The organism is Streptomyces sp. NPDC086835, from assembly GCF_044745705.1.
GTDB lineage: Bacteria > Actinomycetota > Actinomycetes > Streptomycetales > Streptomycetaceae > Streptomyces.
In genome coordinates, this window is sequence record NZ_JBIVAU010000001.1 from 690,728 (window position 1) to 716,511 (window position 25,784).

The window sequence follows — 25,784 nt, forward strand, 5'->3', positions numbered from 1 at the left end:
CGTGACCAGCACCTTGTGGCAGTGGGCAACACGGGGTGACACAAGCCGACACGAGAGGGAGTCTCCAGGCAGGGGACTCATAATCCGTCGGCCGTGGGTTCGAGTCCCACCCGCCCCACCCAAGGAAGGTAAGGGGAAACGTCTCTCCTCCTCGTGAGGCGCGCGACATCCCTTCCGAATCCTCCGCGAGTTCACTCTTCCGGCCCCTCGAGCCCCTCGATCAGCGTGGTGAGCTCGCCCGGTGTCCAGGCCTTCGCCGCTCCCGGGCACCGGGACAGATAGCGGGCCACGGCCGAGGGTTCCCAGGTGCCGTCGGCGCACAGCCCGTGGGCCAGATGCAGCAGGTACGGGGCCGAGGGCTTGTTCCAGGTCACTTCCGACAGGCGCCACGGTGCGGTGAAGGTGAGTACCGGGATGTCCTCGAGGTGGCCGAGGAGGACCAGCGTCTCGTAGCGGCCGGGACCGAGGGCGGCCCTGCCGTCGGTGAGCACCGTCGCGAGGTCGAGGTCCTTGCCGGGGAATTCGTACATCTCCTGCGCGGCGATGTCGGAGAACTGCTGCACGGTGACGAGGTGGGCGCGGCCCCAGACGATGCCGTCGGCGGTGGGGTCGTAGAAGGCCCGGCCGCCTTGCCATACGGGCGACTCGGTCGCGAAGTACAGCGTTCCCGGGAACTCGACCGGCGCGGAGCGCACCGGTGGGCGCCGGTCACGGCAGCCCGGGTAGGTCCGCGCCGCGCCGGGAGGCCGGCCGCCGGTGAGGTAGTACCGCAGCCGGCCGGTGTCCATGTTCGAGCCGTACGACGCGTACCAGATGTGCTCCGCGCCGCGCGTCGGTGCTGCCGGCGCGGTGGCGAGGCGGTGGACGAGGGTCACGGACGACTCCGCTGACGGATGTCTGGGCGGTTCCAGGCTACGGGGTGGTGTGCGGCCGCGGCGGCCGCACACACTCGCCGGGCGCAGGGCCGGGTCAGCCCTGGCTCTCGTTGATGTTGACCATCCACGAGATGCCGAACCGGTCGACGCACATGCCGAACGTGTCGCCCCACATCTGCTTCTCGAGGGGGACGTTCACCGTGCCGTCGGCGGAGAGCTTCTCCCAGTAGCCGCGGAGTTCGCCGGCGTCCTCGCCGCTCAGGCTGATCGAGAAGTTGTTGCCGGGCTGGTGCTCCATCCCGGGCGGGGTGTCGGCTCCCATCAGCGTGAAGCCGCGCTCGGTCTCGAGCATGCCGTGCATGATCTTGTCGGCATCGGCGGGTGAGGTCTCGCCGCCGATGTCCGCGTAAGTGTTCAGGCGCAGGTTCCCGCCGAGGACGCTTTTGTAGAACTCCAGGGCCTCGCGCGCGTTGCCGGCGAAGCTGATGTACGGGTTGAGGCGAGATGGCACTGGACGCTCCTTTTGTGGGGCAAGTCGGTTTCTCGCAGAGTAATTGCCCCGGTCCCGCTTTTTGCCGCCACACGCGGTCGGGCGACGGCGGTGTATGAGCGGCTGATCCGGGCGCCTGGGCCGCTGTGAGCCGGGCAGCGGTCGTGGCCGCCGCCGGACGTGATTGCCGCTTCCGTCAACCACGGCCGTCAGAATGCTTCTCCATTGTTGTACTTACTCAAGTTCCAGAAAGCGGTGTCCCTGCCCGAAAGTTGTCTTGACCGGCACGTTGTGAATGGTCGGGGTTCCAGAACTCTTGTTACTGGCAGGCGAGTTGTGTAAGGGTGAGCCCTCTCGCAACCGAACAGCACTGTTCAGATCAACCGTTCGAATTCCATTGCGGTGGCCAACTCCAAAAGAGCGTCGAGCCACCCCGCTCGAAGGTATGTACCAATCGGTGCACTTCTTTCGGTCCCGCACAGCAACCCCCCACCGCATTGCCATGGATGGAAAGACGTCAATGCAACATCCCCGCACGCCCGGAACCGCCCCTTCTTCGCAGCCCGGCCGCACCCCCGGGGTCTCCGACGAGGAGCTCGCCGCCGCACTGCAGGCCGGTGGAGGGGGCCTTGAGGTCCAGCCGATGGCCACGCTGCTCGCCCGGCACTGGCAGCCCGTGTTCGACTACGCCTCAATTTGTGCGACCTCGAACAGAACTGCTTCGATGCTGACCACCGCCGCTTTCGCGCAGCTGATGGAAAGTCTGGCGCGCAACGCGGCCGCCGGTGCGCTGAGGCCCCATCTTCTGGTGACCGTCCGTCATATCGCCAAGGCGTGGGCCGGCGACCCGACGGTGGCCTCGGTTCTGACCGGACTCATGAATCCGGAAGGCCCTGGAGAAAACAGGCAGTTGGTCTCCCGGGCATTCCATGTAATGCCGATGACCGCTCAGGTTCTCCTCTGGCATGCCGAGGTCGAGGCCGAGGGCATTTCCATACCGGCGGGTTTGTCGGGGCTTGATCCGCGTGTGGCCTCCGCCCAGCTCGAACAGGCCCGCGAACAGTTCAGGCAGGCCTGTGTGCGGGTCCACCGGGAGTACGCGCCGACCGCGGAATGCCGTCACTACAACCGTCTGCTCGACATCTCGCTGCGCCGGGGCGGGGTCCTGATCCCCGACATCCAGGTGCATCTGTCCGAATGCTCGTACTGCCGGTTCGCCGCCGACCAGCTCCGGCAGTCCGGCGGGCGGCTGGGCGTGCTGCTCGGGGAGGCGCTGCTCGGTGGCGCGGCCGGGCCGTATCTCGACTCGCGGCCGGGGAGGCGGCGCAGGGCCGGGACGGCGCAGGACGCGGCCGGCCCCGGACCCCGCGGCCCGAGGGGGAGCGGCCGGCACTCACGCGGCGGAGGGACCCGCACACTGCGGAGCCTCGCCCTGAAAGGCCGGCGTATCGCGGCGGTCGGCATCGCGCCCGGAGCACTGACGGTCGGGGCCGCGGCGGCCGTGACCGGACTGCTCGTCATCACCCTGGCGTCGGCCCTCTGGGAGGACGACGACAGGCAGGCCGGCCCGTCCGTCCCCAGCGGCGCCGTCACCGGCACCGCCCCGCCCGCATCCGGGGCCGGCACACCCGGGCCTTCCACCCCCGCGCCCGACCCGACGGCCACCTCGGCCAACCACCCGGCGGCTCCGCTGACCACCAGCCTGCGCAACGCAGAGGCCGGACTGTGCCTCGACATCACCGCCCCCGCGCCGCAGGCCGGAACGGAGGTGACCATGGCGGCCTGCTCCTCCGCGGTCACCCAGAAGTGGGTGTACGAGAGCGACGGCCGGCTCCGCAGCTCCGCCGCCCCCGCGCTCTGCCTCAACTCCCACGGGCTCGATGGCATCGTTGTCCTGGACGGCTGCACCAGCCGGACCGCCCCCGACGCGGTGGACGTCCGCTACGACCTGACCATCCAGGGCCAGGTGATCCCGCGGTGGAACGACCGCCTGGCCATGGTGCCCGCGTCCACGGAGCCGGGGGCGAACGTGGTGGTCAAGGTCCGCGACGAATCGCCCGCCCAGGTCTGGCAGACGAACGCCTCGCCCGTGGGGACGCGGCAGCAGTCGGGCACGGGGCAGACGGCACCGTACGCGGAGGAGGTCAACGGTCCGCCGGCGGCGGACCAGGGGTGCGTCCGCGAGCCGTGTCCCGCACCGCCCGCCGGTCGCGGCGCCGACGGCGCGCCCGGTGAGCCGGGGGCACGCTCCGGCGGCGGCCACGGCGTCGCCCCCGAGAGCGCGCGGGACCCCGTGCGGGAGGGTGTGCGGGGAGGCGAGGCGGAGGAACCGGCGGAGGGCGGTCTGCGGCGGGTCAACGACCCGCCGCCGGACCAGGGGGCGCAGCAGAGCCCTCCGCCTCTGGTGACCGCCGTGGTGAGCCGGAACGTGACGCTCCCGCCCGCCGGGCCCGCCACCTCCGGACCCCGGGTCAGGTGAACCGGGGCATCTCGCCGGCGGTCGTGGTGACGTCGATGACGGAGAAGGCGGCACCCTGCGGGTCACGGACCGACGCGTACCGTCCGTAGGGGCTGTCCAGCGGCCCCCGCTGCAGCGTGCCGCCCAGCCTGGTGACCGTGTCGATCGCCGCGTCGCAGTCCTCCACGCCGAAGTACACGTTGACGTACGGGTGGAGGTCGGGCGGGAAGTCGTCCGTCATCCGCAGCCGGCCCGCGACGGGTTCCCCGCCGAGATGCCACAGGGTGAAGTCGACCGAATCCTCCTGCATCCGCTTCGCCTCGTAGGGGAAGAGGGAGCAGAAGAAGTGGTCGGCCCGCTCCACGTCCCTGGTGGTGACCTCCGCCCAGCAGTACGAGCCGGGCTCGCCGGTCTTCCCGAACCCGGTGTGGGCGTCCGGCTGCCAGAGGCTGAAGAACACACCGCTGGGCTCCTCCGCCGTGACCATCGAGCCGAAGGAGCCGACCGGCATCGGATCCATCAGCAGCGCGCCGCCGTTGTCGCGGATCCTCTCGGCGGCGGACGCCACGTCGGACGTGGCGAAGTAGAGGTTCCAGGCCGGCGGTCCGCCCGTTCCCGGCATCCGGGGAACGACGGCCGCGACGGCCTTGCCGTCGGAGAACGCCTGCGTGTAGCCGCCGAACTCGGGCGAGCCCTCGTCGAAGGTCCAGCCCAGCAGCTCGCCGTAGAAGCCCTTCGCGGCCTCCACGTCGGGGAACATCGCGTCGGCCCAGCAGGGCGTGCCTTCGGGGTGCGCTGCCATCGTCTCCAAGCCTTCCTGCCCGTCGGGTCTCTCCCGTCGCACGCTATGCGCCCCCGTGCCGGGCCGCCCGTCGGGCGCGCCGGGCGCCCTCGACCCGGCGCCGTCGTACCCCACGCCCCGGCTCCGGCGCGCCGTCTGGCGGGTCGCCGCCATGGCACTTACCCGCCAGCGGAGTCCCGTTCGCAACCGCCTTGATCACGCCGAGACTCTTCGCAGCGTCCGGAGCCACCCCTTCCACCGGGCGTTCCGAGGAGAGTCGTTCATGACCAGAGCACCCGCGAGACGCAGGGCCCGGCTGATCGCCGCCGGCGTGTCCCTCGTCCTGCTCCCGGCCGGGCAGGCCGTCGCCGCCGACCGTGAACCGGTCCACGCCGCGGCGGGGACCGCAGCCAGGACCGCCCAGGCGGCGCACACCGTCACGCTGGTCACCGGCGACAAGGTGACCGTCACGGACCTCGGCGGCGGCCGGAAGTCGGTGGCCGTGCAGCGGCCCGAGGGCGCCGTGGGCGCCGTGCGCAGCGAGATCTTGGACGGGCGGGTCACCGTCGTGCCCGACGAGGCGCGTCCCTACCTGGCCGCCGGCGTGCTCGACAAGAGGCTCTTCGACGTCACCGGGCTCATCGAGCAGGGGCTCGCGGGCCAGGACGGTCTGCCGCTCATCGTGAGCTACGCGAAGGGCGCACCGCGGACGCAGGCCCGTGGCGCCCGGACCGTCCGGGCGCTGCCGAGCGTCAACGGCGCTGCCGTCGAGGCGGCGGCGTCCGGCGAGTTCTGGCGTGCGGTCACCTCCGCGAAGTCCCGGTCGGCGTTCGGCGCGGGCGTCGCGAAGGTGTGGCTCGACGGCCGGGTCGAGGCCGACATGGCCGAGTCGAACGCGCAGATAGGCACCCCCACGGCATGGGAGGCCGGGCTCACCGGCAAGGGCGTCAAGGTCGCCGTCCTCGACACCGGCGTCGACGCCGGGCACCCCGACCTCAAGGACCGCGTCACGGAGTCCAGGAGCTTCATCGAGGGCGAGGAGGTCGCCGACCGCAACGGCCACGGCACCCATGTGTCGTCCACCGTCGGCGGCAGCGGCGCCTCGTCCGGCGGCCAGGAGAAGGGCGTCGCCCCGGGCGCGGACCTCGCCGTCGGCAAGGTGCTCAGCGACGAGGGCAGCGGCAGCGAGTCGCAGATCATCGCCGGTATGGAATGGGCCGCCAAGGACGTCGACGCCAAGATCGTGTCGATGAGCCTCGGTTCGCAGCAGGGCAGCGACGGCACCGACCCGATGGCGCAGGCCCTCGACACGCTCTCCGAGGAGACCGGCGCGCTGTTCGTCGTCGCCGCGGGCAACAGCGGCACCCCCGGCTCCATCGGATCACCCGGTGCCGCCGACGCCGCGCTCACCATCGGCGCCGTCGACGCGGCGGACGAGGCCGCCTACTTCACCAGCCAGGGCCCGCGCTTCGGCGACAACGCGCTCAAGCCCGACCTGTCCGCGCCCGGCGTGGACATCCTCGCCGCACGCTCGCAGCTCACCGTCGGCGAGGGCCCGTACACCGCGATGAGCGGCACCTCGATGGCCACGCCGCATGTCGCGGGCGTCGCCGCCCTGCTCGCGCAGAAGCACCCCGACTGGAGCGGACAGCAGCTCAAGGACGCGCTGATGAGCACGTCCGAGCGGCTCGACGCCTCCGCCTACGCGCTCGGCGCCGGCAGGCTCGACGTCCCGGACGCGGTCGGCGCGAAGGTCACCGCGACCGGCAGCGCGGGCCTCGGCTTCTTCCGCTGGCCGTACGAGGAGAACGGGCCCGTCACGAAGACGGTCACGTACACCAACCACTCCGACGCCCCCGTCACCCTGGACCTCGCCGTCGAGAACGCCCCGGCCGGGGTGTTCTCCCTCGCCGACACCACCCTCACCGTGCCCGCGCACGGCACGGCGCAGACGTCCGTGACCGGCGACGGTACCGGCGCGCCCGTCGGCAACACCTCCGCCCGCATCGTCGCGAAGGACGGGGAGCGCACCGTCGCCCACACCGCCGTCGGGCTGGTGAAGGAGGAGGAGCGCTACACGCTCACCGTCCGCGTCCTCGACCGTGACGGCGCCGCGACAGCGGCCCACCTCGGTGTGCAGAAGCTGGAGAAGGGCAACGACCCGTTCCCGGCGACGGTCGGCGAGTCCGGCACCCTCGAACTGCGGCTGGCCCCGGGCACGTACACCGTCTCCTCGTTCCTCGACGTACGCGGCGGCAACGGCAAGGACTCCCTCGGCCTCGGATTCCTCACGGACCCCGAGATCACCCTCGACCGGGACCGCGAGATCACCCTCGACGGGCGGACGCTGCGGGAGGTGCGCGCCGACGTCGGCAGGCGGACGGAGACCCGCCAGCTGCTGATGGAGTTCGAGCGCGACGCGAACGGCGTCTCCTACGGCGGCGCGGTGCAGGTCCCGCCCGTGTACGACAGCGTCTTCGCGGCGCCCACCACCGAGCCTGCGACCGGCTCGTTCGAGTACCGGACCGTCTGGCGCCTCGGCAAGCCCATGCTCGACGTCACCGCGGGCGGCAGGCTGCTCGGCGGAAGCCGGGTCCAGGCCGGCACGGCCGTCCTCGACGGGAAGCAGCGGCTGGACATCGTCGACGCGGGCGCGGGAGCCACGGCCGACTACGCGGGCAAGGACGTCCGCGGCAAGGCGGTCGTCGTCCACCACACGGGCGCGGTCAGCCCCGCGCAGCTCGCCCAGAACGCCCAGGACGCGGGGGCGAAGGCCCTGTTCGTCACCGACGACGAGCCCGGCCGGCTGATGGCCTGGTTCGGTACGCAGAGCTATGAGGACCGGCCGCTGCACGTCGCCACCGTCGACGCCGCGGACGGCGTCCGTCTGCGGGAGGCGGCCCGCCGTCACCAGCGCCTCGAACTGACCGGCACGCGGTACACGCCGTACGTGTACGACCTCTCGGAGGGCCACCCCGGCGCCGTACCGGACCGCGACCTCGTTTACCGGCCCGGCAAGCGTGAGCTGGCCGTGCTCGACAGCAGGTTCCACGCGGCGAAGCCCGCGGACGGCGGCGAGTTCCGCTACTCGATCACCGACACCTTCCCCGTCGGCTTCGGCTTCCCCGAGAAGATCGCCTTCCCCGTCGAGCGCACCGACTACGTCAGCACCGGTCCCGGCCAGCGCTGGCACGAGTCCGTCACCAACGGCCCCGGCGCCCTCGAGCAGCGCAGCGGCACCCCCGTCCACCAGGGCGGCAGCCGGTCCGAGCTCAACTGGTTCAAGCCGGTGCTGCATCCGTGGCTGGGCACCGGACTCGGCTGGGGACAGACGCGGACCGGCAACAACCTCGAGTTCAACACCCCCGGCTGGGGCGACTCCGGCCCCGACCACACCGGCTTCGGCGACGTCTGGAGCGATGAGTCGATGACGCAGTTCACCGAGGTGTACGCGGACGGAGAGCTGGTGGACCGCAGGATGAGCTCGGGCGCCTACGCCTGGGGCGCCGACCCGGCGGAGAAGACCTACAAGGTCGTCACCGACACCACCCTGGACGCCGGACGGTGGCGGCTGGCGACGAAGGGCCACACCGAGTGGACCGTCCGCTCCGCCGAGACGCCGGCCGACCGGCGGACCGTCCTGCCGATGCTCAACCTCGGCTTCGACGTCGACACCGACCTGCGCGGTGACGTCCGGGCCGGCAAGCGCCTCGGTCTCGGGATCTTCGCCGAGTACGTCAAGGGGGCGGCGGACACCGGCCGGATCGGCGGCGGGTCGCTGGAGGTGTCGTTCGACGACGGGAAGACCTGGACAGCCGTGGAACTCGACGGCGCCCGGGGCAGGTCCGCCGCCTGGGAGGGCACGGTCCGGGTCCCGGCGGACGCGCAGTACATCTCGGTCCGGGCCTCCGCGAAGGACGACAAGGGCGGCTCGGTGCAGCAGGAGATCATCCGTGCGGTGGGTGTGAAGTAGCCCGCCGGCAAAGGGGAGGCCCGGTACGTGCTCCGTACCGGGCCTCCCACCGTCACCCGGGGCCCACGACGCCCCGTACGACGCCCAGTTCGACGAGGTCCTCGGGGCGCAGGCGCAGCTGGTCCGCGAGGTGCGGCACCTGGTCGGGGGAGCGCTTGAGGATCGCGGCGGCGAGCTCCGGTGCGATGACGGAGAAGTAACTCGCCGGCGTGGCCCAGGTGTTTCCCGGCGCGGCCAGCGCCAGCGCGCCCCCCGAGCCGCCCTCGCCGATGAGCAGGCTGGTCAGCGGTGTCCGCGCGGCGGCGACCGCTGTGAACAGCTCGGCGATGGCCGCGCCGGCGCCGGAGCGTTCCGCCTCCGCGTCGTTGGCGGCGCCCGGGGTGTCGATCAGCGTCAGCACCGGCAGCCCCAGCCGGTCGGCGAGCCTCACGACCCGGGCGGCGGTGCGATAACCGGCGGGCCTGGTCGCACTTCCGCCCTGGGCGACGTACAGGACAGGGCGCCCGTCCCGCAGCCCCACCCCGCAGAGCATGCCCGGGTCCTCGCCGCCGCACCGGTCGCCGCGCAGCGGCTCGCGGCGCGTGAAGTAGTCGTCGAGGTACGCCTCGGCCCGTGGCCTGTCCGCGCCGCGCGCCTGCCGTACGGCGTCCCATCCGGTGCGCGACGGCTCCCCGCCGGCCCCCAGCGCCCGCGGCGGGTCCACGGGCTCTGGTCCCCCGGCCAGGGCCGCCGGGGGAAGCGCCTTCACCCAGAACGCGAGCGTGTCGCGCAGGGAGCCGGGAGGGACGACGGCGTCGATCTGGCCCGCCGCGAGCTGACCCTCCGCCGTGTACGCGGCCGGGTCCGCGTCCGCCGGACGCACCCGCGAGCCGGCGAAGCCGACCTGCGCGCCGGGCAGCGCGAGGATCACGTCGGCGCCCGCGCCGAGCGTGGCCCAGCCACCGCCGGTCGTCGGATCGCGGAGCACGGCGATGTGCGCCACGCCGGCCTCCCGCAGCAGCACCGACGCGCGGGCGACCCGCTGGAGCTGGCCGAGCGCGATCATCCCCTCCTGCATCCGGCTTCCGCCGGTCGCGATCAGCGAGACGAGCGGCAGCCGGCGTTCCCGGGCCAGCTCGTACGCGGCCTCCAGCCGGTCCCCGGCCCGCTCGCTCAGCGAACCGCCCAGGAAGCCGAACTCGAAGGAGATCAGTACGCATTCGGTGCCGCCGACCAGCGCCGTGCCGTAGACGACGGACTCCGCCGAGCCGGTCCGGCGTGAGGCGCGGTCGCGCTGCGCTCCGTAGCCCTCCCAGCCGAGCGGGCCGTCACCCCCGTCGGGCAGGTCGGCGAGCTCCTGCTCGGTGAAGCCGTCGCTGACCAGGGCGATCGCCTCGCGGGCGGACACACGCTCAGCCATGGAGAGCCCGCTTCATGATCTTGCCCATGTCGTTGCGCGGCAGGACGTCGAGGAACCGGACCACCCGTGGCCGCTTGTGCGGGGCGAGCTGGGAGGCGACGTGGCCGGTCAGCTCCTCGGCCGACGGAGGGTCCGCCGGGTCGGCGGCGACGATCCAGGCGACCACCCGCTCACCCAGGTCCGCGTCGGGCTCGCCGGTCACCGCGGCCTCGCGGACGGCCGGATGATCCAGCAGCACGTTCTCGATCTCGCCCGCGCCGATCTTGTAACCGCCGCTCTTGATCAGGTCGGTGGTCCTCCTGCCGACGATGCGCACGTAGCCGTCCGGTTCGCGCACGGCCATGTCGCCGGTGCGGAACCAGTCCCCGTCGAAGGCGGCGGCCGTGGCGTCGGGCCGGTTCAGGTACTCGGTGAACAGGTTGTCGCCGCGCACCTGGATCTCGCCGATCGTCTCGCCGTCGCGCGCGGCGATCTCCGTGCCGTCCTCGTCCACCAGCCGCAGCTCCACGCCGCGCAGCGGTACGCCGACGGTGCCCGGCCGGGCCTCGCCGTCGACGCGGACGCTGGTGTTCATGAGGGTCTCCGTCATCCCGTACCGCTCGATCACCCGGCGGCCTGTCGCCTCGGCGATGCGGGCGTGGTCGGGCAGCGGCAGGGCGGCCGAACCGGAGACCAGCAGCCGCGCGCCGGCCAGCGCCTTCGTCAGCTCGGCGTCGCCGTCGAGCGCCTCCGCGAGCCGGTGGTACATCGTGGGCACGCCGAAGAGCATCGTGCCGCCCGAGGCCAGCTCCCGTGCCACGCCCTTTGGGCTGAAGCGGCCCAGATGGCGCACCTCGCCGCCGCGGCGCAGCGGTCCGAGGACGCCGAGGATCAGCCCGTGCACATGGAACAGCGGCAGAGCGTGCACCAGGACGTCGTCGGAGCTCCACTGCCAGGCGTCCTGCAACGCGTCGAGCGAGGCGGCGACCGCCCGCCGGGGCAGCACCGCGCCCTTGGGCGGGCCGGTGGTGCCGGAGGTGTAGACGATGAGCGCGGGCGATTCGGCCGCCGGCTCCGGGGGCAGCTTGCCCGCCGTGCCCGTCACCGTGATGTCGATGCGCCTCAACAGCTGGAGGGCCGTGGGCAGTTGGTCGTCGGGGGCGGTGAGTACCGCGGTGGGTCCGCTGTCCGCCACGATGTGCGCCAGTTCCCGCTCACCGGTCCGCGGGTTCAACGGCACGACCGGCACGCCGGCCAGCAGTGCCGCCACCACGCCGACCGCGGTCTCGAGGGTGGGGCCGGCCCACAGCGCGACCCGCTCCGCCCCGTCGATCCGTAGCGCGAGGGCGCCCGCGGCGTCCCGCAACTGCCCGTAGGTCAGCGACCGTTCCCCGAACCGGAGGGCGACCCGGTCGGTGCCGGTGGCGGTCGCCGCCAGCGCTGGGAAGAGGGAACTCACTCGTCGGCCTCCTGGTGTCGTCGCATGCCGCACCCGGCGGGTTTTCCCGGGACGGCCATTGTCTCCCCCACGCGGAGGAGCCGCCGGGCAGGTGGCTCCCTCCAGGGAACGATGCGCCGGGTCCCTCGAGTCCGGCAGGATCGGCGACGTCCGGCGGGGGATCACGGCCGCCCGGCCGGTGTCCACGGGGGAGGCCGGCCGGGCGGTGACGGCCGTCGCCGCCCGACGGGGCTTCGCGGCGCCCGGACCGTGCTCGGCGAGGCTCCCGGCGCCCGCAACGCCGGCCCGCTTCTGGGCGGGCCCCGCACCACAGCGCCCGGCCCGGACGGGGGCGGCGAGGCTGCCGGCGGGCCGGACCCACGCCGCTCCGCTGCAGGGGGCGCACTACAGCGGGCGATGCCAGGTCAGCGTCGTACCCCTGCTGCCCTCGTCGTCCAGGCCGTCGTCCGTCACCGTCAGCCGTACACCCTGCCGCCCATCCGGCAGCCGCACCGTCGCGTCGACGTGCACGTCGATGGACGAGACGTCGCTCCTGCGGTGCGCGGCGGCCAGAGCGCCGCGCAGGGCCGCCAGCAGCTCACGGTCCACCGGCTCCTGCACCAGGGTGTCGACGGCGCCGCTGAAGTGCACCGACGGCAGCACGCGGAGCGGCACGGCCGCCCCGCGGGTCTCGCGCAGCACCTGGCCCCTGAACGTCGTCGGCGCGTCGGCGGACGGCTGCTGGAGGGCGAAGATCGTGGTCCGGACCTCCTGGATGGTCGAGTCGAGCTCGTCGACGGCCTGGCTCAGCAACCGGTCCGTCGCCCCGGCCTCGGCCCGCCGGCGCGTCGACTCGAGCATCATCTCGGTGGCGAACAGCCGCTGGACGACCAGGTCGTGCAGATCCCGGGCGATCCGGTCCCGGTCCTCGTACACGGCGAGCTGCTCGCGGTTGTGCCGGGCGTCCGCGAGCACCAGCGCGAGTGCGGCCTGCGAGGCGAACTGGGTGACCAGCAGCCGTTCCGGACCGGTGTACGGGCGGCTGCCCCGCCGCCGCGGCAGCGCCAGGGTGCCGATCAGCCGCCCGCCGCTCTGCAGCGGCAGCATCACGCTCGGCCCGAAACGACTACGGACAGGGGTGGTCATCCGGGGGTCGGTGGCCGCATCGTCGATGAACACCGGTTCTCCGCAGAGGAGTTGGGCGAGCACCGGCGAACCGGGCGGGATGGTCGTGCCGACGATGTCCCGCGGGTCGTCCAGGGTTGAGGCCGTGACGATCTCCATGCCGCCCTCCCGGGTGGGCTGGAGCACCACGCCGGCGGCGGCGTTCGCGAGATCGCGTGCCTGCTCGGCCACGGTCATCAGCGCGTCGTCGGCGCTTTCGCCGGTGAGCAGCGCGTCGGTGACGGCCACGGCGCCCTCGATCCAGCGCTCCCGCTGGCGGGCCGTTTCGTGCAGCCGGGCGTTTCCGATGGCGATACCGGCCTGCGCCGCGAGTACCCGCAGCAGGGCCAGGTCCTCCTCGGTGAACGTGCCGCCGTCCTGCGGGGTCAGGCGCAGGTCGCCGAACATCTCCGTGTCCCCCCTGATCGGGATGCGCAGCGCCTCGGCGCCCGCCGAGGCTGCGTCCACGGGCGGGGGAGGGCCGCCTGCCGGCCGGGGCCGCTGCCTCGCGCCGCCCGCCGTGGCCGTGAACCGTTCGGTGCCGCCCCGCTCGGGGTCGGCCACGCCCAGGGATGCGCGGTGCGCACCGGTCAGTACGGCGGCGGTGTCCACGATCTGCTGGAGGGTGCTGCGCAGATCGAGGTCGGTGCCGATGCCGGTCACCGCCTCGAGGAGCGCCGCGAGCCGCGGCGCCCCGGCAGGCCGCTGCCCCGGGCGGCCGGTGCCGCCCGGCGTGTCCGGTCCGCTCGCGTGGGGTCCGACCGGGGCGCTGGGCCCGCCGGTACCCGGTCCGGCCCCGGGGTCCTCCGGGCCGGTGGTCACCGTCCCGTCTCCAGCGCCGGTCTCAGTCGGTCGTTGCGGGCGAATCGAGGTCCAAGGGCTGGATCCGGCCCTCGATCAACGCGCCGAGCCCCAGCACCGTGCAGGTGTCGGGGCTTTCCGCGATGGTGACCGTCATCCCGGTGGCGTTGTGCAGCATCTGGTCCAGACCCGGCAGCAGCGCGCTGCCGCCGACCATCATGATGCCGCGGTCGACGAGGTCGGCGACAAGGTCCGGCGGGCAGTTCCGCAGCACCTTGCCGATCCCGTCGAGCACCGAGGTGAGCGGGGTGTGGATGGCCTCCCGCACGGCGGCCGTGTCGACGCGGACGGAGCGGGCGAGGCCCGTGGCGACGTCCCGGCCGTGGATCTCCGTCACCTCCGGGCCCTGCGGCGAGAGGCCGCTGCCGTGCAGGGCGACCTGGAGCGGCCGTACGGACTGGGTGGGCAGCATCAGCTCGTGCCGGTGGCGCAGGTGCTGGATCACCGCATGGTCGATGGCGTTGCCGCCGATGGGGATACGCGTGGCGGTGACGATCGAGCCGAGGGACAGGACGGCGATCTGTGTCGTCGCGGCGCCGCACACCATGATCATGGTCGCGCTCGGCTGCTCCACCGGGAGGCCGCAGCCTACGGCCGCCGCGATCAGGGTGTCCACCAGCTCGACCCGGCGGGCGCCGAGGCCGACCAGCGTCTCGACCGTGGCGCGCTGGGCGAGCGGGTCGCTGTCGTGCGGGGTGCTGGCGGCCGCGCGGAGCCGGGGCTTGCGGCGCAGCTGCCGTCGGAGCTTCTCCCCGAGCAGATGACGCAGCATCCGCTGGGCCATGTCGATGTCGACGACGGTGCCGCCGGAGACGGGGCGCGCGACACGGATGTAGCCCGGTGTGCGGCCGGTCATCTTCTCCGCGAGCTCACCGACCGCGATCAGCGCGCCCGTACGGGTGTTCACGGCGGCGACGCTCGGTTCGTCGACGACAAGGCCGACACCCTTGACGAAGACGCGGGTTCTGGCGGCGCCCAGGTCGACTGCCACATGGCAACGGCGCAACTGCTCAAGGCTGACGGTCACGGCGGGTCCTCCCGAGTGCGGTACGTGTTCGCATCGTGCGATCGCCGCGGGCGGGGCGCGCGCTGGGCTGCGCCGGTCGGGGGTACCTGGCTGACGGGCCGACAGATCAGTCCACGAGGCGTTGCAGCAGGCCCCAGGTGAACTCGGCGACGCGCATCTCGCCACCGGGCAGGGTGAACGAGAGCCGCCATCTGGTCGGCGCGGAGCCCTCCATGGGGCGGGCCGGCCAGAAGGCCTTCGCCACCTCGTCGACGGTGCACGACCAGGGCACCAGGTCGTCCGCGGTGCGCAGTTCCGGGCCGGCCGCTCCCGGCGCCCGCACCAGCCACTCGTTCCACACCGCGCCGTTGCCGGCGGCCAGTACCTCGAAGCGCAGGTCCGGCCAGAGCGGCAGGGGCCACAGCAGGGCGTCGCACTCCAGGTCGCCGATCCGCCGCCGGACGACCTGTTCGGGTTCGCCGAGCACCGAGCGGTAGCGCGACAGCGCGCCGCGCGAACCCCGCGCGCGCAGCATCGCCTGCCAGCGCCGATTGGCCTCGCGCTGCTGCGCGAGCGACGCGCCCAGGGTGTGCCGTGCGTCCTCCGCGAGACCCGGCTGGAAGTCGGCCATCCGGCGCAGCAGCACCAGTTGGAAGTCGAGCGGTCCGAAGCGGGCGTCAGGGGTCATGACCGACATCCTGCCCGGTCGGCCGCGTCAACCGCGGCGAGTGGGCTCGCCGCGGAATCGAGCTTTCCACACAAGATCTGCACAGGCTGACCCACCGCTGGTGCCCGGTCGCCGAATAATCTGCGGGCGCCATGGATTACTGCCACCCGTGCGGACGGCATCTCAACGGCGCCCTGGCCTGTGCCGGGTGCGGCACACCGGTCGAGGAGCTCCGCCACCACAGCCCCCGTGCTCCCGAGCCCGACCACGTCTACGAACTGGACGTGGTGACCGAGCCCGCGGACAGCACCGGGCCGCGCCGTTCGCGCCGCCAGGCCCCGTCGCGGCGCAAGCCCGCGGGCCGCCGTGCCCGGAAGCGGCGCGGTCGCAAGGTGGTGCTCGGGACGCTCGGCCTCGTGCTGGCGGCCGGGGCGCTGAGCCTGGCGGAGCTGGCCATGGAGGACTCCGGCGACGACGGCGCGGCGACGGCGGTCAAGGAGGATCCGGTCGTCGAGTCGGAGATACCGGACCCGACGGCCTCCGACGAGTCGCCGGACGCCCCCGGCCATGTGAAGGAGCCGGCCGTCACGAAGTCGTCCTCGCCGCGACCGGGGAAGTCCCGGGCGGGCGGCGGTGGCGACGCCGACGGCGACGGCTCGGGCCGTACGGGCTCGGACGCCGGGAGCGGCGAGCCGTCGGAGGCCGGGCCGAGCGGCGACGCTTCCCCTTCGGCGTCGTCCTCCGGGGATCCCGGGAGCACCGAGGAGCCCGGGAGCACGGAAGGGGCCTCTTCGGGCCCGGACGATCCCGAGGAGCCGGGACAGCAGGACCCGCCGCCGCCTCCGGAGCCGACGCCGAGCGAGACGTGCAGCCGTTTTCTGTTCTGGTGCGTCTAGGTCCGGGGCGCCCGGGCCTGGTGCGTCCAGGTCTGGGGCGTACCAGGTCTGCCGCCGGTGCGCCAAGGGGCCTGCCGGGTGCCGGGCGGCCCGGGGGCTTCAGGAACCGGCGGCGGGCGGCTCTGACACGTCCTCGCCCAGCATTCGTCTGAGCAGGTCCCGCAGCACCGAACGCTCGACCGCCGTCAGCTGCGCCAGCGGCTCGCGCGCGAAGTCCAGCGAGTCCCGCAGCCGGCGTGCCGTGCTGCGGCCCTCCTGTGTGGCCGCGGCGATCTTCACCCTGCGGTCCGCCGGGTCGGGGCGGCGCTCGACCAGGCCGCGCGCCTCGAGCCGGTCCACGATCCCCGTCACGTTCGACGGCTCGCACCTCAGCTTCTGGGCGATGCGGCGCATGGGAGTGGGCTCCATGGAAAGCAGCCCCAGCACACGGGCCTGCGCCCCCGTGAGGGAGTGCTCGGCAGCGGCCTGCTCGTACTCCTCGTGGTAACGCGCCACGACGGTGCCGATGAGCTCGACGACCTCGAGGGTCAGGGGATCTGTTCGCTGGGCGGCCATGCACATCAGAATAACCCGATACTTGACAACCTGAAATATTCAGGCGCATGGTTGTTTCAGGTAATGAAGCTTTTCTAGGAGGAACGCAGCATGTCCGCACTTCCCGCGTCCGGCCGTGAATGGCACCTTGTCGCCCGCCCGCACGGCTGGCCCAAGGCCGAGGACTTCGCGCTGCGCGACGCGCCCGTCACCGAACCCGGGGAAGGCCGCATCCTCGTGCGGAACCTCCACTTCTCCGTCGACCCCTACATGCGCGGCCGGATGAACGACGTGAAGTCGTACGTCCCGCCCTTCCAGCTCGACCGGCCCATGGACGGCGGCGCGGTCGGCGAGGTCGTCGCCTCGAACGCGGAGGGCTTCGCCGTCGGCGACCACGTGCTGCACGGCCTCGGCTGGCGGGAGTACGCAGAGGTGCCCGCCAAGCACGCCACCAAGGTCGACGCCTCGCTCGCACCGCTCTCCGCCTACCTCGGCGTGCTCGGCATGACCGGCCTGACGGCCTACGCGGGCCTGTTCGATGTCGCGTCCTTCAAGGAGGGCGACGCCGTGTTCGTCTCCGGCGCCGCGGGTGCCGTCGGTGGCCAGGTCGGCCAGATGGCCCGGATCAAGGGCGCCTCGCGCGTCATAGGCTCGGCCGGCTCGGACGAGAAGGTCAAGCTCCTCGTCGAGGAGTACGGCTTCGACGCCGCCTTCAACTACAAGAACGGCCCCGTGGCCGCACAGCTGAAGGAGGCCGCCCCCGACGGCATCGACGTCTACTTCGACAACGTCGGCGGCGAGCACCTCGAGGCGGCGATCTCGTCCTTCAACGTCGGCGGCCGAGCGACCATCTGCGGAATGATCGCCCAGTACAACGACACCGAGCCGACCCCCGGCCCGCGCAACCTCGCGCTCGTCATCGGCAAGCGGCTGCGCCTCCAAGGCATGCTGGTCAACGACCACACCGCGCTCCAGCCGCAGTTCGTCCAGGACGTGGCGGGCTGGATCGCCTCCGGTGAGCTCAAGTACAACGAGACCGTCGTCGAGGGCATCGAGAACGGCTACGAGGCCTTCGTCGGTCTGCTCCGTGGTGAGAACACCGGCAAGATGATCGTTTCTCTCGCCGGCTGATTCACCCGTTAGGCTCTTGCCCAGCCGTCGCGATCGTGGGCGCGAGTCGCGGCGAACCAGCAGGAGGAAGATTTCATGTCCATCCAGCAGTCCGACGTGCTCTACACCGCGGTGGCCACGGCGGAGAACGGCCGGGACGGCCGTGTCGCCACGCACGACGGCACGCTCGACGTCGTGGTCAACCCGCCCAAGGAGATGGGCGGCAGCGGTGCCGGCACCAACCCGGAGCAGCTCTTCGCCGCCGGGTACAGCGCCTGCTTCCAAGGGGCCCTCGGTGTCGTCGCCCGCCAGGAGAAGGCGGACATCTCCGGCTCGACGGTCACCGCCGAGGTCGGTATCGGGAAGAACGACGACGGCTTCGGCATCATCGTCAAGATCTCCGCGACCATCCCGAACGTGGACGCCGCCACCGCCAAGGACCTTCTCGAGAAGGCCCACCAGGTCTGCCCGTACTCCAAGGCGACCCGCGGCAACATCACGGTCGACCTCGCGGTCTGACCGGCGGCGCCGAGCGCGACGCAGGGCCGCACCCCGTCCGGGGTGCGGCCCTGCGGCCCGTGAGGGGAGATCAGCGGGACAGCAGCGCCCGGCCGATCTGCGGGAAGACACCCTTCGGGTGCGCCCGGAACATCGGCTCCGTGCCGAACAGCGCCACCGGCGTGCCGGCCGACGACGTCCCGGAGACCACAGCCGCGTGGCCCGCGGCGTCGCCCGGCCCGCCTGTGCCCTTCTCCGTGGGGCGCCAGTGCCCGGACACCAGCGGGTTGCCCGTGGCGTACGACTGGTCGACCCGCACTCCGGCGCCCGCCCCGGTGAACCACATCGGCGAGTAGACGAACGTGTGCGCCGGGGCGCCGCCCGTGATGGGACCGCCCGCGTTCCGCACCCGCACCACACCGTTGGCGTCGCCGTTGCCCGCCACCGCCGTGACGTCGAGGAGCGACGCCGCCTCGTTGAACGCCGCACCCTGCTCACCGAGCCCGACCACACCGACGCCGCTCGCCTCGAACGCGGCGCGGGCGGCGGGGGTCAGCTTCGCGTGGTTCAGCCCGGACGACACGTACAGCACATCGGCCGTCGACCAGTCGAAGCCCGCGTTCAGCACCGCCGTCGAGACCGGCACCACGTCGAAGCCCATCTCACGCAGCGCGAACAGCTCGCCCGCCGTTGTGGCCGCGGCGACCCTGGTCCGCTCCAGCGCTGCCGTGCCCTTCTCCCGCGTGGCGTGGAACGCCACGCCCAGCCGGTCCGCGAGTACGGCCGCCCGGCCACGCGCCGAGCCCGGCACGATCGCCGAGCCGTCGGTGGCACGCCGGACCTCGACCCCCTGCTTCAGCAGGGAGTTGAGAGCGGCCAGCTCCTTGGGGTCGTCCAGGCGCAGTCGCAGGTCGCCGCGTGGGGCGACGTATCCCGTGGGTGCCGCGGCGTGGACCGTACGGGTGCGGACCCGCAGCTCGCCGGAGGTGGCGGCGTCCACGTCCGCGCCCCACAGCAGGCCGAGGCTCCAGCCCGAGATGTCGTACATGGCTCCGACGTCCGCGCTGATGTCGCGGCCGTCGGCCAGGATCACATTGGCGATACCGCGCTTGGGCTGGCGCATGTCGACGATGTACGACCCGGCGGGGTATGTACGGCCCGCCAGCCGGAAGGCGGTGAGTGCCCGCTCCACCCGGACGTCGTTGGCGACCAGATGGTCGACGAGCCGGGCAGCCGCGGTCGCCGACCGCTGCGAACGCCCGGCGGGAACGACGTACGCCCTCGGGAACTTCGCAGTGTAGACGTCCTCGGGGCCGATGCCCGGCACACCCGGGACGGTCTCCTCGGAGACGGGCCGCTGCGGCTCGCCCGCCGCGCCCCTGCGGAACGTCTCGATCTGGTCGGCCAGGACCGAGGCGCGGTGCGTGTGCGTGTAGTCGAGCGTCGCGCGCATCGTCGCGCCCGCGATGTCGGTGTTGATCGCGGCCCTGCGGCGCAGCTCCTCGACCGGCAGCGTGTTGTACGCGTTGTTGTTGACGACCAGCGGGAACTCGATGGTGTGCGAGGCGACAGCCCCCTGGAAGGGCATGTACTGCGGGGTGAAGATGGGCGGCCAGTCGTCCCAGCCCTCCTCCTGGTCCCGGAACGGGATCACGGCGGGACGCACACCGTCCTTCTCCGCCGTGTAGCCGAGGCCGTTGACGGCCTTCTCCATCCCGAGCGCGTTCGCGTAGGAGTTCTTCAGGAACAGGTCGTACTCGTAGTTCTCGCCGTGCGGCGGGGTGGTCGGCTCGATCAGTGTGCCGTTGACGTATCCGTGCAGGTCGAGCATCACGGCAGGCTGCTTGTCGATCGCGATCTGCCGGATCGCCCGTGTCTCGGGCTGCGTGGCGGTGATGAAGTCGCGGTTGAGGTCGAAGCCGCCGGAGTTGGCGCGGGTCCCGGCGATCCTGCCGTCCGGGTTGGCCGTGACGTTCAGGTAGACGCGGTTCTTCGCGAGCAGGTCTGCGGTCTTCGCGTCCTTGGCCTTCGCCAGTTCCTCGATGAGCTTCAGGGCGGCGTCCGTGCCCTCCCACTCGTTGCCGTGGATGTTGTTGTTGATGAACACCGGCGTCTTGTAGTGCGCCTTGATGTGCCGGTCCTTGGCCGCGGCGGCGGGCGCGTTCTCGATGCGCTCCCGCATCCGCTCCTGGTCGCGCGCCTGGGCGGCGCTCTCCGGTGCGGTGACGGTGACGAGGTACAGCTCGTGACCGCCGGCCGAGCGGCCGGCGACCTCGACGCTGACCCGATCGCCCAGTGCCTGAAGGGCGTTGAGTCGCGGGGCGAGGGAGTGATAGGGCGCGAGACCCAATTTTATCGACTTGTCGGCCGGGTTCTCCGGCGGGGCCTCGAGTTCGGTCCTTCGCGGATACCCGCCCTCACCGGTGAGATCGCGGGTCTCGTCGGTGAGCGCGCCGGCGGTCGCGGAGAGCGGCGCCCTGGCCGCCGCCGTGGGCGCGTCGCGGCTTCCTTCTCTCACGGGGTGCGGCCGGGGCCGGTCCTCCGCGGGAGCGGCCACGGCGCCCGGCAGCGGCGCGAGCAGCGCGCCGGCAAGTGCCGCGGCGAGGGTTGCGGTGATCAGTACGGGGCGGGGTGAGCCCATGCGCTTCGAGCCTCCGTGTGTCGGAAGGAATCGTCACAAGATCAGTACGCACGGTCTACCGGTTCGGCTGCCGAACAACAAGAGGCACCCCGATAAGGTGTGCGTATGCGTGATCTCGGGGCGGGTTTCGGGTACTTGATGAAGGGCCAGCGCTGGGTCGCCGGCCACGGCCGGTGGTTCGGTTTCGGCCTGCTGCCCGGACTCGTGACGCTGGTGCTCTACACGGCCGCACTCGTCGGACTCGTCCTCGGCGCCGACGACGCGACGGCCTGGGCGACCCCCTTCGCCGACGACTGGTCCTCGCCCTGGCTCGGCATCTTCCGCGGCACGCTCACCGCACTGCTGTTCGCCTTCGGGCTGTTCGTGGCCGTCATCACCTTCACAGCCGTGACGCTCCTGGTCGGCCAGCCCTTCTACGAGAACCTCTCCGAGCAGGTCGACCGCTCCGAGGGCGGCGACGTGCCCCACTCCGGACTGCCGCTCTGGCGCGAACTGTGGATCTCCGCCAGGGACTCGCTGCGGGTCGTGCTGCGCGTGGTCTGCTACGGCGTGCTGCTCTTCGCCTGCGGTTTCATCCCGGTCGTCGGGCAGACGGTGGTCCCGGTGATCGGCTTCTGCGTCTCCGGCTTCTTCCTCGCGGAGGAGCTGACGGCGGTGGCCCTTCAGCGGCGCGGCATCGAACTGAAGGACCGCCTCGCCCTTCTGAAGGGCCGCCGGATGCGCACGCTGGGCTTCGGCGTGCCGCTCACGCTGGCGTTCCTCGTCCCGTTCGTCGCGGTCTTCCTGATGCCGGGCGCGGTGGCGGGCGCGACGCTGATGGCCCGGGACCTCGTGCCGGACCGGGCCGCCGACCCTGAGCCGGCGCCGCCGGGCCCGCACACCTTCCGCAAAGCGGACTAGCGCTCCAGGCGCGCTAGGCCGACGCGGCCCGGTCCGGCCCGGCGGCGACCCGGCCGGCCGGGATCCGCGCCACCGCGAGGGCGGGGGCCTTGGTGCCCGCCGTGGCGAGCAGCGCGCCGTCCGGACCCCAGATCGCGCTGCCGCCCAGGCAGTCACCGACGCCGGACGGCCCGACCGCGTTGGCGAGCAGCACCGGCAGGGCGTTGTCCCTGGCCCGGACCGGATAGACCCGCTCGAACGAGTCGTTGTGCTCGTCGAGCACCGAACTGGCCACATACACCTGGCAGCCGTCGGCCTTCGCCCGCTCCGCCACGTCGGGGAAGCGGTTGTCGTAGCAGACCGCCACCGCGAACCGGACGCCGTCGAGGGTGAAACGGCCGTCCCGCGTACCGGCCGTGAAGACATCGTTCTCCTGGCCGTACAGATGCGTCTTGTCGTAGCGGGCGAGCAGCTCGCCGCCCGGGCCGATCACCAGCGCCGTGATCGTGGGGCGGGGCCCGGACGTGCGGGCCGCGCAGCCGACGAGTGCCGCGGTCGACGTCGTACGGCACGCCTCCCGCAGCGGTTCCAGCCGGGGATCGTCCTCGGACAGCCACAGCTCAGGACGTCCGGCGATCAGGTCCAGGTCGTAGCCGGTGACCGCCAGCTCGCAGAAGGCGACCAGGGCGGCCCCCTGACCGGCCGCCGCCCGCACCAGCCCCCGCATGCTGTCGACGTTCGCCCCGATGTCGCCCGGTACCGAGGTGAACTGCCCCGCCGCGATCTTCATGTGTCGTCATCCCGTCCCGTTGTTCCCGGCAGCCACCCGGATGATCTCGCGGACCTGGGCGATGATGTCCAGCCGGTTGCGGACGAACTCCGGGTCGGTGATCTGTGTCGTGTTGCCCGCCGCGAACTGGAGCACCGGGGTGTGCACATGACCGCCGGGAATGTCCAGCCCGAGCCGGTCGCGCAGCAGGGTGGCGCGGTAGGCGATCTCGTTGGACAGATAGTCGCCGCCGCCTCCGGCCCGTGCCGTCGAGCCAGGCGTCGGGCCGTCCGGCCGGGTCACCGGGGCGCTCTGACCGGCCGGTATCTCGGTCACGGAGGTGTTGTCGTACACCGGGAAACGGCCCGTGTCCGCGGCGGTGATCGCCTTGTACGGGAGCGACGTCAGCGTCCACTGGGGCTGCGAGGCGGGATCGGACACCGGCACGGTCTCCCGGCGGGAGACGGTGTCGTTGTCCGGGAAGCCGCCCCGCCAGGCCCCGTTGAAGCGCTCGATGTCGATACGGCCCACCCGGCCCTGGCTGACCGTCGTGAACAGGTCCGCCTCCGGGAGCCGGGCCTCGAGGGTCCGTTCGACCGTGCCGTCGGTGAAGTCCTGCCAGCGCACCGGGAAGACGGCCGTCTCGATCCTCGCCGGCCCGTCCGCCGTGCGGATCCAGGTGCCGTCGAGGGCCAGCGCGGTCGCGCCGGACGGGTTGCTGATACGGATGTCCCGGTCGAGCGTGAACGGGTCGAAGCCCGTCATCACGATCCGCTTGACGCCCTTGCCGTGCGGGAAGTCCATCGAGTCCTGGCCGCGCGAGGACCGTTCCAGGCCCTCCAGCAGCCGCGCCCGCTGACCGGCGCTCATGTCGAACGCGGGCTGCCACTGCCGCAGGCCGGCCGTCATCCCGAGCCGCGCCCAGTACAGCGGGCGGTCGTCGTCCCGGCTCAGGTCGCCCCGTGCCGCGCCCCTGCCCTGTGCCCGGTCCACGGCCCGCTCCCACAGCGCCGACCCGTGGCGAAGGACGGCACGCTCGGCCTGCCGGTACGACGTCGCGCCTTCCAGCGCCTGGACGAAGTCAGGTGCCGCGGAGTCGAACCCGCTGCGCCGCAGGATCTCCTGCGGCACGGCCCGTCCCAGCCGCTGCTCCTCGACCGTGAGCGGGACGGTGGCCGGGGAGGGGACGGCGGAAGCGAGCGGGGACGCCGTGAGCGTGAGCGCGGCGGAGGCGAGCAGGGCGACACCAAGTACGTCCAGGCGGGCGCGTATCCGGGGCACGGGAATCCTTTCGTCGGGTGGCGGAAGTATCGCCGTCCGGCCGGGGTGGCGGAAGGCGGCCTACGACCCGGCGCGCGGCGCCTGCGCGGCCGTGATGTTGCGGTAGGCGATCTCCGCCAGCCGCTGCTGGCCGTCCCTGCTGGGATGGAACCAGTCCCAGCGGCTCAACTGCTCACCCGTGAAGCGGTAGTCGAAGACGGCGCCGCCGTCGTACCGGCAGCGGTCGTCCTCGGCGCACACGTCCTCGAGCACGCCGTTGTACGCGACGACCCGCTGCTGCACGGTGTCCCGGCGCTGCTCGGCCTGGACGCTCAGGTCCTGCGCGTCGCCGAGCATCGAGGCGCAGATGCCCAGTTCCCATATCCGGCTGCCCAGCGCGTCGCCGCGGCCGGCCGACCACAGCCGCTTGAGGTCCGGCACGCTGGAGACGTAGACCTGGGCCTTCGGGGCGCCCTTGCGCAGCGTCGCCATGGCGGCCTCCAGGGAGGCCCGGAAGTCCTCGACGGGGGTCATGCGGTCCACGGTGTCCGCGCAGGCGTCGTTCGCGCCGACCATCACCGTGACCAGTTCCGGCTTGTGGGCCGCGGCCCGTGCCATCTGCTCCGGCAGGTCGGAGGCATCGGCACCGGAACGGGCGAGGTTCCAGCTGCGCTCCGCCACGGCGGACGGTCCGAGCAGGCGCAGGGCGAGGCTGTTCACCGTGGTGTCCGTACCGGTCGCCCACGACACCTCGGGGCAGTCGGCGAGGATCATGCACGCGTCGAACCCGCGGGTGATGGAGTCGCCGACCGCGGCGAGCGAGCGTGGACTGCTGTCCCACACGCGGGTCGGGCTCGGGGAAGGACTCGCGGACGTCGCCGACGGGTCCCGGCCGGAAGATCCTGACGACAAGTCACATGCCGCCAGCACGCCCGCCGCCAGCGTGGCGGTGGCGAGCGCGGCGGCCACGCCGGTGCGTGCGCGGAACGTCCGGCTCCGCTGTCGCAAGGTCACTTTCCCCTCCACAAACCCGGCATCCGACCTCCTGCCGAGTGAAAGCTTGGTGCGTACGGGCCCCAGGACCGACATTACGTCACCCCTCGGCGCGTTCTGCACGGTAACTTTTGCCACGTCGACCCAGAGGCCCACCTCGCCCATCGGCGCCGGTAAATTACATCTCGTCACATGCCGTCCCTTTTGCGGAGACTTGTTCCCGATGCTGTTTACTGAGGCCGCTGGGAAGGCGATCCTCGTCCCACACTGGAGGTCCCGGTGACGACACGTGGCGTTCTGTACGTTCACTCCGCACCGCGCGCGCTGTGCCCGCACGTCGAATGGGCGGTCGCGGGCGTGCTCGGCGTACGGGTCCAGCTGGACTGGATCCGCCAGCCCGCATCGCCCGGCACCTGGAGAGCCGAATTCTCCTGGCAGGGCGAAGTGGGCACCGCCTCCAAGCTGGCGTCCGCGCTGCGCGGTTGGCACCTGCTGCGCTTCGAGGTGACGGCGGAGCCGTGCGCGACCGCCGAGGGCGAGCGCTACAGCGCCACGCCGGACCTCGGGATCTTCCACGCGGTGACCGGCATGCACGGCGACATCCTCGTGCCTGAGGATCGCCTGCGGGCCGCGCTGGCGAGATCCGCGCAGGGCGAGACGGACCTCGAGGCGGAGATCGCGAAGCTGCTGGGGAAGCCGTGGGACGACGAGCTGGAGCCGTTCCGGTACGCGGGGGAGGGAGCGCCGGTGCGGTGGCTCCACCAGGTGGTCTGAGGCAGTAGCCCCTACGGGGGCCGTTCCCCCACCCCGCCCCTTCCCGACCGGGCTCCGCCCGGCCCCACCACCGCGCTCCGCGCGGTGCTCCCGGGGGCTCCGCCCCCGCACCCCCGCGCCTCAATCGCCGGCGGGGCTTGAGTTGCCCCTTCGCCTTGACCTCCGGCGGGGCGGGAGTTGCCCTTGTGCGTCGACCTCCGGCGGGGCTGGAAGCGCGGCCCGTGCCCCAGACGTCGGCGAGGCTTGAGTTGCCCCGCGCCTCGACCTCCGGCGGGGCCGGAGTTGCCCCGTGCCCAAGACGCCGGCGGTGCCGGAGTTGCCCCCGTGCCCAAGACGCCA

20 protein-coding genes and 1 tRNA gene are annotated in these 25,784 nt (G+C 72.5%); 8 read left to right on the plus strand and 13 right to left on the minus strand.

Going from position 1 to position 25,784, the window contains the following annotated elements:
* Nucleotides 1-31: 31 nt before the first annotated feature.
* Nucleotides 32-122, plus strand: a tRNA-Ile gene (locus tag ACIPJI_RS03185).
* A 69-nt stretch (nucleotides 123-191) separates the two neighbouring features.
* On the opposite strand, the gene ACIPJI_RS03190 is transcribed toward ACIPJI_RS03185, so the two are convergent.
* Together ACIPJI_RS03190 and ACIPJI_RS03195 are read right to left on the minus strand one after the other, a co-directional pair.
* Nucleotides 192-875 carry a histone deacetylase gene (locus ACIPJI_RS03190; RefSeq protein WP_402244172.1) on the minus strand — a complete coding sequence of 228 codons (684 nt, stop codon included), beginning with the start codon at nucleotides 873-875 and terminating at the stop codon, nucleotides 192-194.
* 94 nt (nucleotides 876-969) lie between these two features.
* On the minus strand, nucleotides 970-1,386 hold the full coding sequence (locus ACIPJI_RS03195) for a VOC family protein (RefSeq protein ID WP_356620884.1): 417 nt from the start codon (nucleotides 1,384-1,386) through the stop codon (nucleotides 970-972).
* Nucleotides 1,387-1,885: 499 nt separating this feature from the next.
* On the opposite strand from ACIPJI_RS03195, the gene ACIPJI_RS03200 reads away from it, so the two are divergent.
* Nucleotides 1,886-3,844: a ricin-type beta-trefoil lectin domain protein gene (locus tag ACIPJI_RS03200; RefSeq protein ID WP_402244174.1), complete on the plus strand. Its 1,959-nt coding sequence runs from the start codon at nucleotides 1,886-1,888 to the stop codon at nucleotides 3,842-3,844.
* On the opposite strand, the gene ACIPJI_RS03205 is transcribed toward ACIPJI_RS03200, so the two are convergent.
* Nucleotides 3,837-4,625, minus strand: a complete 789-nt coding sequence (locus ACIPJI_RS03205; protein WP_307706297.1) for a VOC family protein — start codon at nucleotides 4,623-4,625, stop codon at nucleotides 3,837-3,839. The two genes, ACIPJI_RS03200 and ACIPJI_RS03205, sit on opposite strands and share 8 nt — an antisense overlap.
* Before the next feature lie 262 nt (nucleotides 4,626-4,887).
* On the opposite strand from ACIPJI_RS03205, the gene ACIPJI_RS03210 reads away from it, so the two are divergent.
* Nucleotides 4,888-8,577: a S8 family serine peptidase gene (locus tag ACIPJI_RS03210; protein WP_402244175.1), complete on the plus strand. Its 3,690-nt coding sequence runs from the start codon at nucleotides 4,888-4,890 to the stop codon at nucleotides 8,575-8,577.
* Nucleotides 8,578-8,629: 52 nt separating this feature from the next.
* On the opposite strand, the gene ACIPJI_RS03215 is transcribed toward ACIPJI_RS03210, so the two are convergent.
* From ACIPJI_RS03215 to ACIPJI_RS03235, 5 genes are all read right to left on the minus strand, one after another.
* Nucleotides 8,630-9,976 carry a carboxyl transferase domain-containing protein gene (locus tag ACIPJI_RS03215; protein WP_402244177.1) on the minus strand — a complete coding sequence of 449 codons (1,347 nt, stop codon included), beginning with the start codon at nucleotides 9,974-9,976 and terminating at the stop codon, nucleotides 8,630-8,632.
* Complete coding sequence (locus tag ACIPJI_RS03220) at nucleotides 9,969-11,414, minus strand: acyl-CoA synthetase (protein WP_402244178.1); 1,446 nt, start codon at nucleotides 11,412-11,414, stop codon at nucleotides 9,969-9,971. Before ACIPJI_RS03220 ends, ACIPJI_RS03215 begins: the two co-directional genes overlap by 8 nt.
* 384 nt (nucleotides 11,415-11,798) lie before the next feature.
* Nucleotides 11,799-13,220 carry a GAF domain-containing protein gene (locus ACIPJI_RS03225; protein WP_402244730.1) on the minus strand — a complete coding sequence of 474 codons (1,422 nt, stop codon included), beginning with the start codon at nucleotides 13,218-13,220 and terminating at the stop codon, nucleotides 11,799-11,801.
* Between the two features lie 181 nt (nucleotides 13,221-13,401).
* Nucleotides 13,402-14,445 (minus strand): rod shape-determining protein, encoded by a 1,044-nt coding sequence (locus tag ACIPJI_RS03230; RefSeq protein WP_402244180.1) that lies wholly within the window; start codon nucleotides 14,443-14,445, stop codon nucleotides 13,402-13,404.
* 106 nt (nucleotides 14,446-14,551) lie between these two features.
* Nucleotides 14,552-15,112 carry a hypothetical protein gene (locus ACIPJI_RS03235; protein ID WP_307706292.1) on the minus strand — a complete coding sequence of 187 codons (561 nt, stop codon included), beginning with the start codon at nucleotides 15,110-15,112 and terminating at the stop codon, nucleotides 14,552-14,554.
* Nucleotides 15,113-15,243: 131 nt separating this feature from the next.
* Here ACIPJI_RS03235 and ACIPJI_RS03240 point away from each other — a divergent pair, with 131 nt between their 5' ends.
* A complete protein-coding gene (locus tag ACIPJI_RS03240) occupies nucleotides 15,244-15,987 on the plus strand; it encodes a hypothetical protein (RefSeq protein WP_356620877.1) in 744 nt (247 codons plus the stop codon).
* Between the two features lie 99 nt (nucleotides 15,988-16,086).
* Here the strand turns inward: ACIPJI_RS03240 and ACIPJI_RS03245 are convergent, their stop codons facing one another.
* A complete protein-coding gene (locus tag ACIPJI_RS03245) occupies nucleotides 16,087-16,542 on the minus strand; it encodes a MarR family transcriptional regulator (protein ID WP_356620876.1) in 456 nt (151 codons plus the stop codon).
* A gap of 90 nt (nucleotides 16,543-16,632) precedes the next feature.
* Here ACIPJI_RS03245 and ACIPJI_RS03250 point away from each other — a divergent pair, with 90 nt between their 5' ends.
* Complete coding sequence (locus tag ACIPJI_RS03250; RefSeq protein ID WP_307706289.1) at nucleotides 16,633-17,652, plus strand: NADP-dependent oxidoreductase; 1,020 nt, start codon at nucleotides 16,633-16,635, stop codon at nucleotides 17,650-17,652.
* Nucleotides 17,653-17,727: 75 nt separating this feature from the next.
* Complete coding sequence (locus ACIPJI_RS03255) at nucleotides 17,728-18,150, plus strand: organic hydroperoxide resistance protein (RefSeq protein ID WP_005318068.1); 423 nt, start codon at nucleotides 17,728-17,730, stop codon at nucleotides 18,148-18,150.
* Between the two features lie 70 nt (nucleotides 18,151-18,220).
* Here ACIPJI_RS03255 and ACIPJI_RS03260 read toward each other — a convergent pair whose 3' ends face one another.
* Nucleotides 18,221-20,770 carry a M14 family zinc carboxypeptidase gene (locus ACIPJI_RS03260; protein ID WP_402244183.1) on the minus strand — a complete coding sequence of 850 codons (2,550 nt, stop codon included), beginning with the start codon at nucleotides 20,768-20,770 and terminating at the stop codon, nucleotides 18,221-18,223.
* A gap of 105 nt (nucleotides 20,771-20,875) precedes the next feature.
* Between ACIPJI_RS03260 and ACIPJI_RS03265 the strand changes: the two genes are divergently transcribed.
* Nucleotides 20,876-21,670 (plus strand): EI24 domain-containing protein, encoded by a 795-nt coding sequence (locus tag ACIPJI_RS03265; RefSeq protein ID WP_402244185.1) that lies wholly within the window; start codon nucleotides 20,876-20,878, stop codon nucleotides 21,668-21,670.
* Nucleotides 21,671-21,683: 13 nt separating this feature from the next.
* Here the strand turns inward: ACIPJI_RS03265 and ACIPJI_RS03270 are convergent, their stop codons facing one another.
* Genes ACIPJI_RS03270 through ACIPJI_RS03280 form a run of 3 tightly spaced genes read right to left on the minus strand, consistent with a single transcriptional unit; the run spans nucleotide 21,684 to nucleotide 24,686 of the window.
* Nucleotides 21,684-22,439, minus strand: a complete 756-nt coding sequence (locus ACIPJI_RS03270; protein WP_402244187.1) for a carbon-nitrogen hydrolase family protein — start codon at nucleotides 22,437-22,439, stop codon at nucleotides 21,684-21,686.
* 6 nt (nucleotides 22,440-22,445) lie between these two features.
* Nucleotides 22,446-23,699 carry a pyroglutamyl peptidase gene (locus tag ACIPJI_RS03275; RefSeq protein ID WP_402244189.1) on the minus strand — a complete coding sequence of 418 codons (1,254 nt, stop codon included), beginning with the start codon at nucleotides 23,697-23,699 and terminating at the stop codon, nucleotides 22,446-22,448.
* Between the two features lie 60 nt (nucleotides 23,700-23,759).
* On the minus strand, nucleotides 23,760-24,686 hold the full coding sequence (locus ACIPJI_RS03280) for an SGNH/GDSL hydrolase family protein (RefSeq protein ID WP_402244731.1): 927 nt from the start codon (nucleotides 24,684-24,686) through the stop codon (nucleotides 23,760-23,762).
* A gap of 264 nt (nucleotides 24,687-24,950) precedes the next feature.
* On the opposite strand from ACIPJI_RS03280, the gene ACIPJI_RS03285 reads away from it, so the two are divergent.
* Nucleotides 24,951-25,445, plus strand: a complete 495-nt coding sequence (locus ACIPJI_RS03285; RefSeq protein WP_005318086.1) for a DUF3145 domain-containing protein — start codon at nucleotides 24,951-24,953, stop codon at nucleotides 25,443-25,445.
* The last annotated feature ends 339 nt before the right edge of the window (nucleotides 25,446-25,784 follow it).

Coding starts and splice junctions, on each gene's coding strand:
- ACIPJI_RS03200 (WP_402244174.1), top strand. CDS start 1,886: ATGCAACATCCCCGCACGCCCGGAACCGCCCCTTCTTCGCAGCCCGGC.
- ACIPJI_RS03205 (WP_307706297.1), bottom strand. CDS start 4,625: ATGGCAGCGCACCCCGAAGGCACGCCCTGCTGGGCCGACGCGATGTTC.
- ACIPJI_RS03210 (WP_402244175.1), top strand. CDS start 4,888: ATGACCAGAGCACCCGCGAGACGCAGGGCCCGGCTGATCGCCGCCGGC.
- ACIPJI_RS03215 (WP_402244177.1), bottom strand. CDS start 9,976: ATGGCTGAGCGTGTGTCCGCCCGCGAGGCGATCGCCCTGGTCAGCGAC.
- ACIPJI_RS03235 (WP_307706292.1), bottom strand. CDS start 15,112: ATGACCCCTGACGCCCGCTTCGGACCGCTCGACTTCCAACTGGTGCTG.
- ACIPJI_RS03240 (WP_356620877.1), top strand. CDS start 15,244: ATGGATTACTGCCACCCGTGCGGACGGCATCTCAACGGCGCCCTGGCC.
- ACIPJI_RS03245 (WP_356620876.1), bottom strand. CDS start 16,542: ATGGCCGCCCAGCGAACAGATCCCCTGACCCTCGAGGTCGTCGAGCTC.
- ACIPJI_RS03250 (WP_307706289.1), top strand. CDS start 16,633: ATGTCCGCACTTCCCGCGTCCGGCCGTGAATGGCACCTTGTCGCCCGC.
- ACIPJI_RS03255 (WP_005318068.1), top strand. CDS start 17,728: ATGTCCATCCAGCAGTCCGACGTGCTCTACACCGCGGTGGCCACGGCG.
- ACIPJI_RS03260 (WP_402244183.1), bottom strand. CDS start 20,770: ATGGGCTCACCCCGCCCCGTACTGATCACCGCAACCCTCGCCGCGGCA.
- ACIPJI_RS03265 (WP_402244185.1), top strand. CDS start 20,876: ATGCGTGATCTCGGGGCGGGTTTCGGGTACTTGATGAAGGGCCAGCGC.
- ACIPJI_RS03270 (WP_402244187.1), bottom strand. CDS start 22,439: ATGAAGATCGCGGCGGGGCAGTTCACCTCGGTACCGGGCGACATCGGG.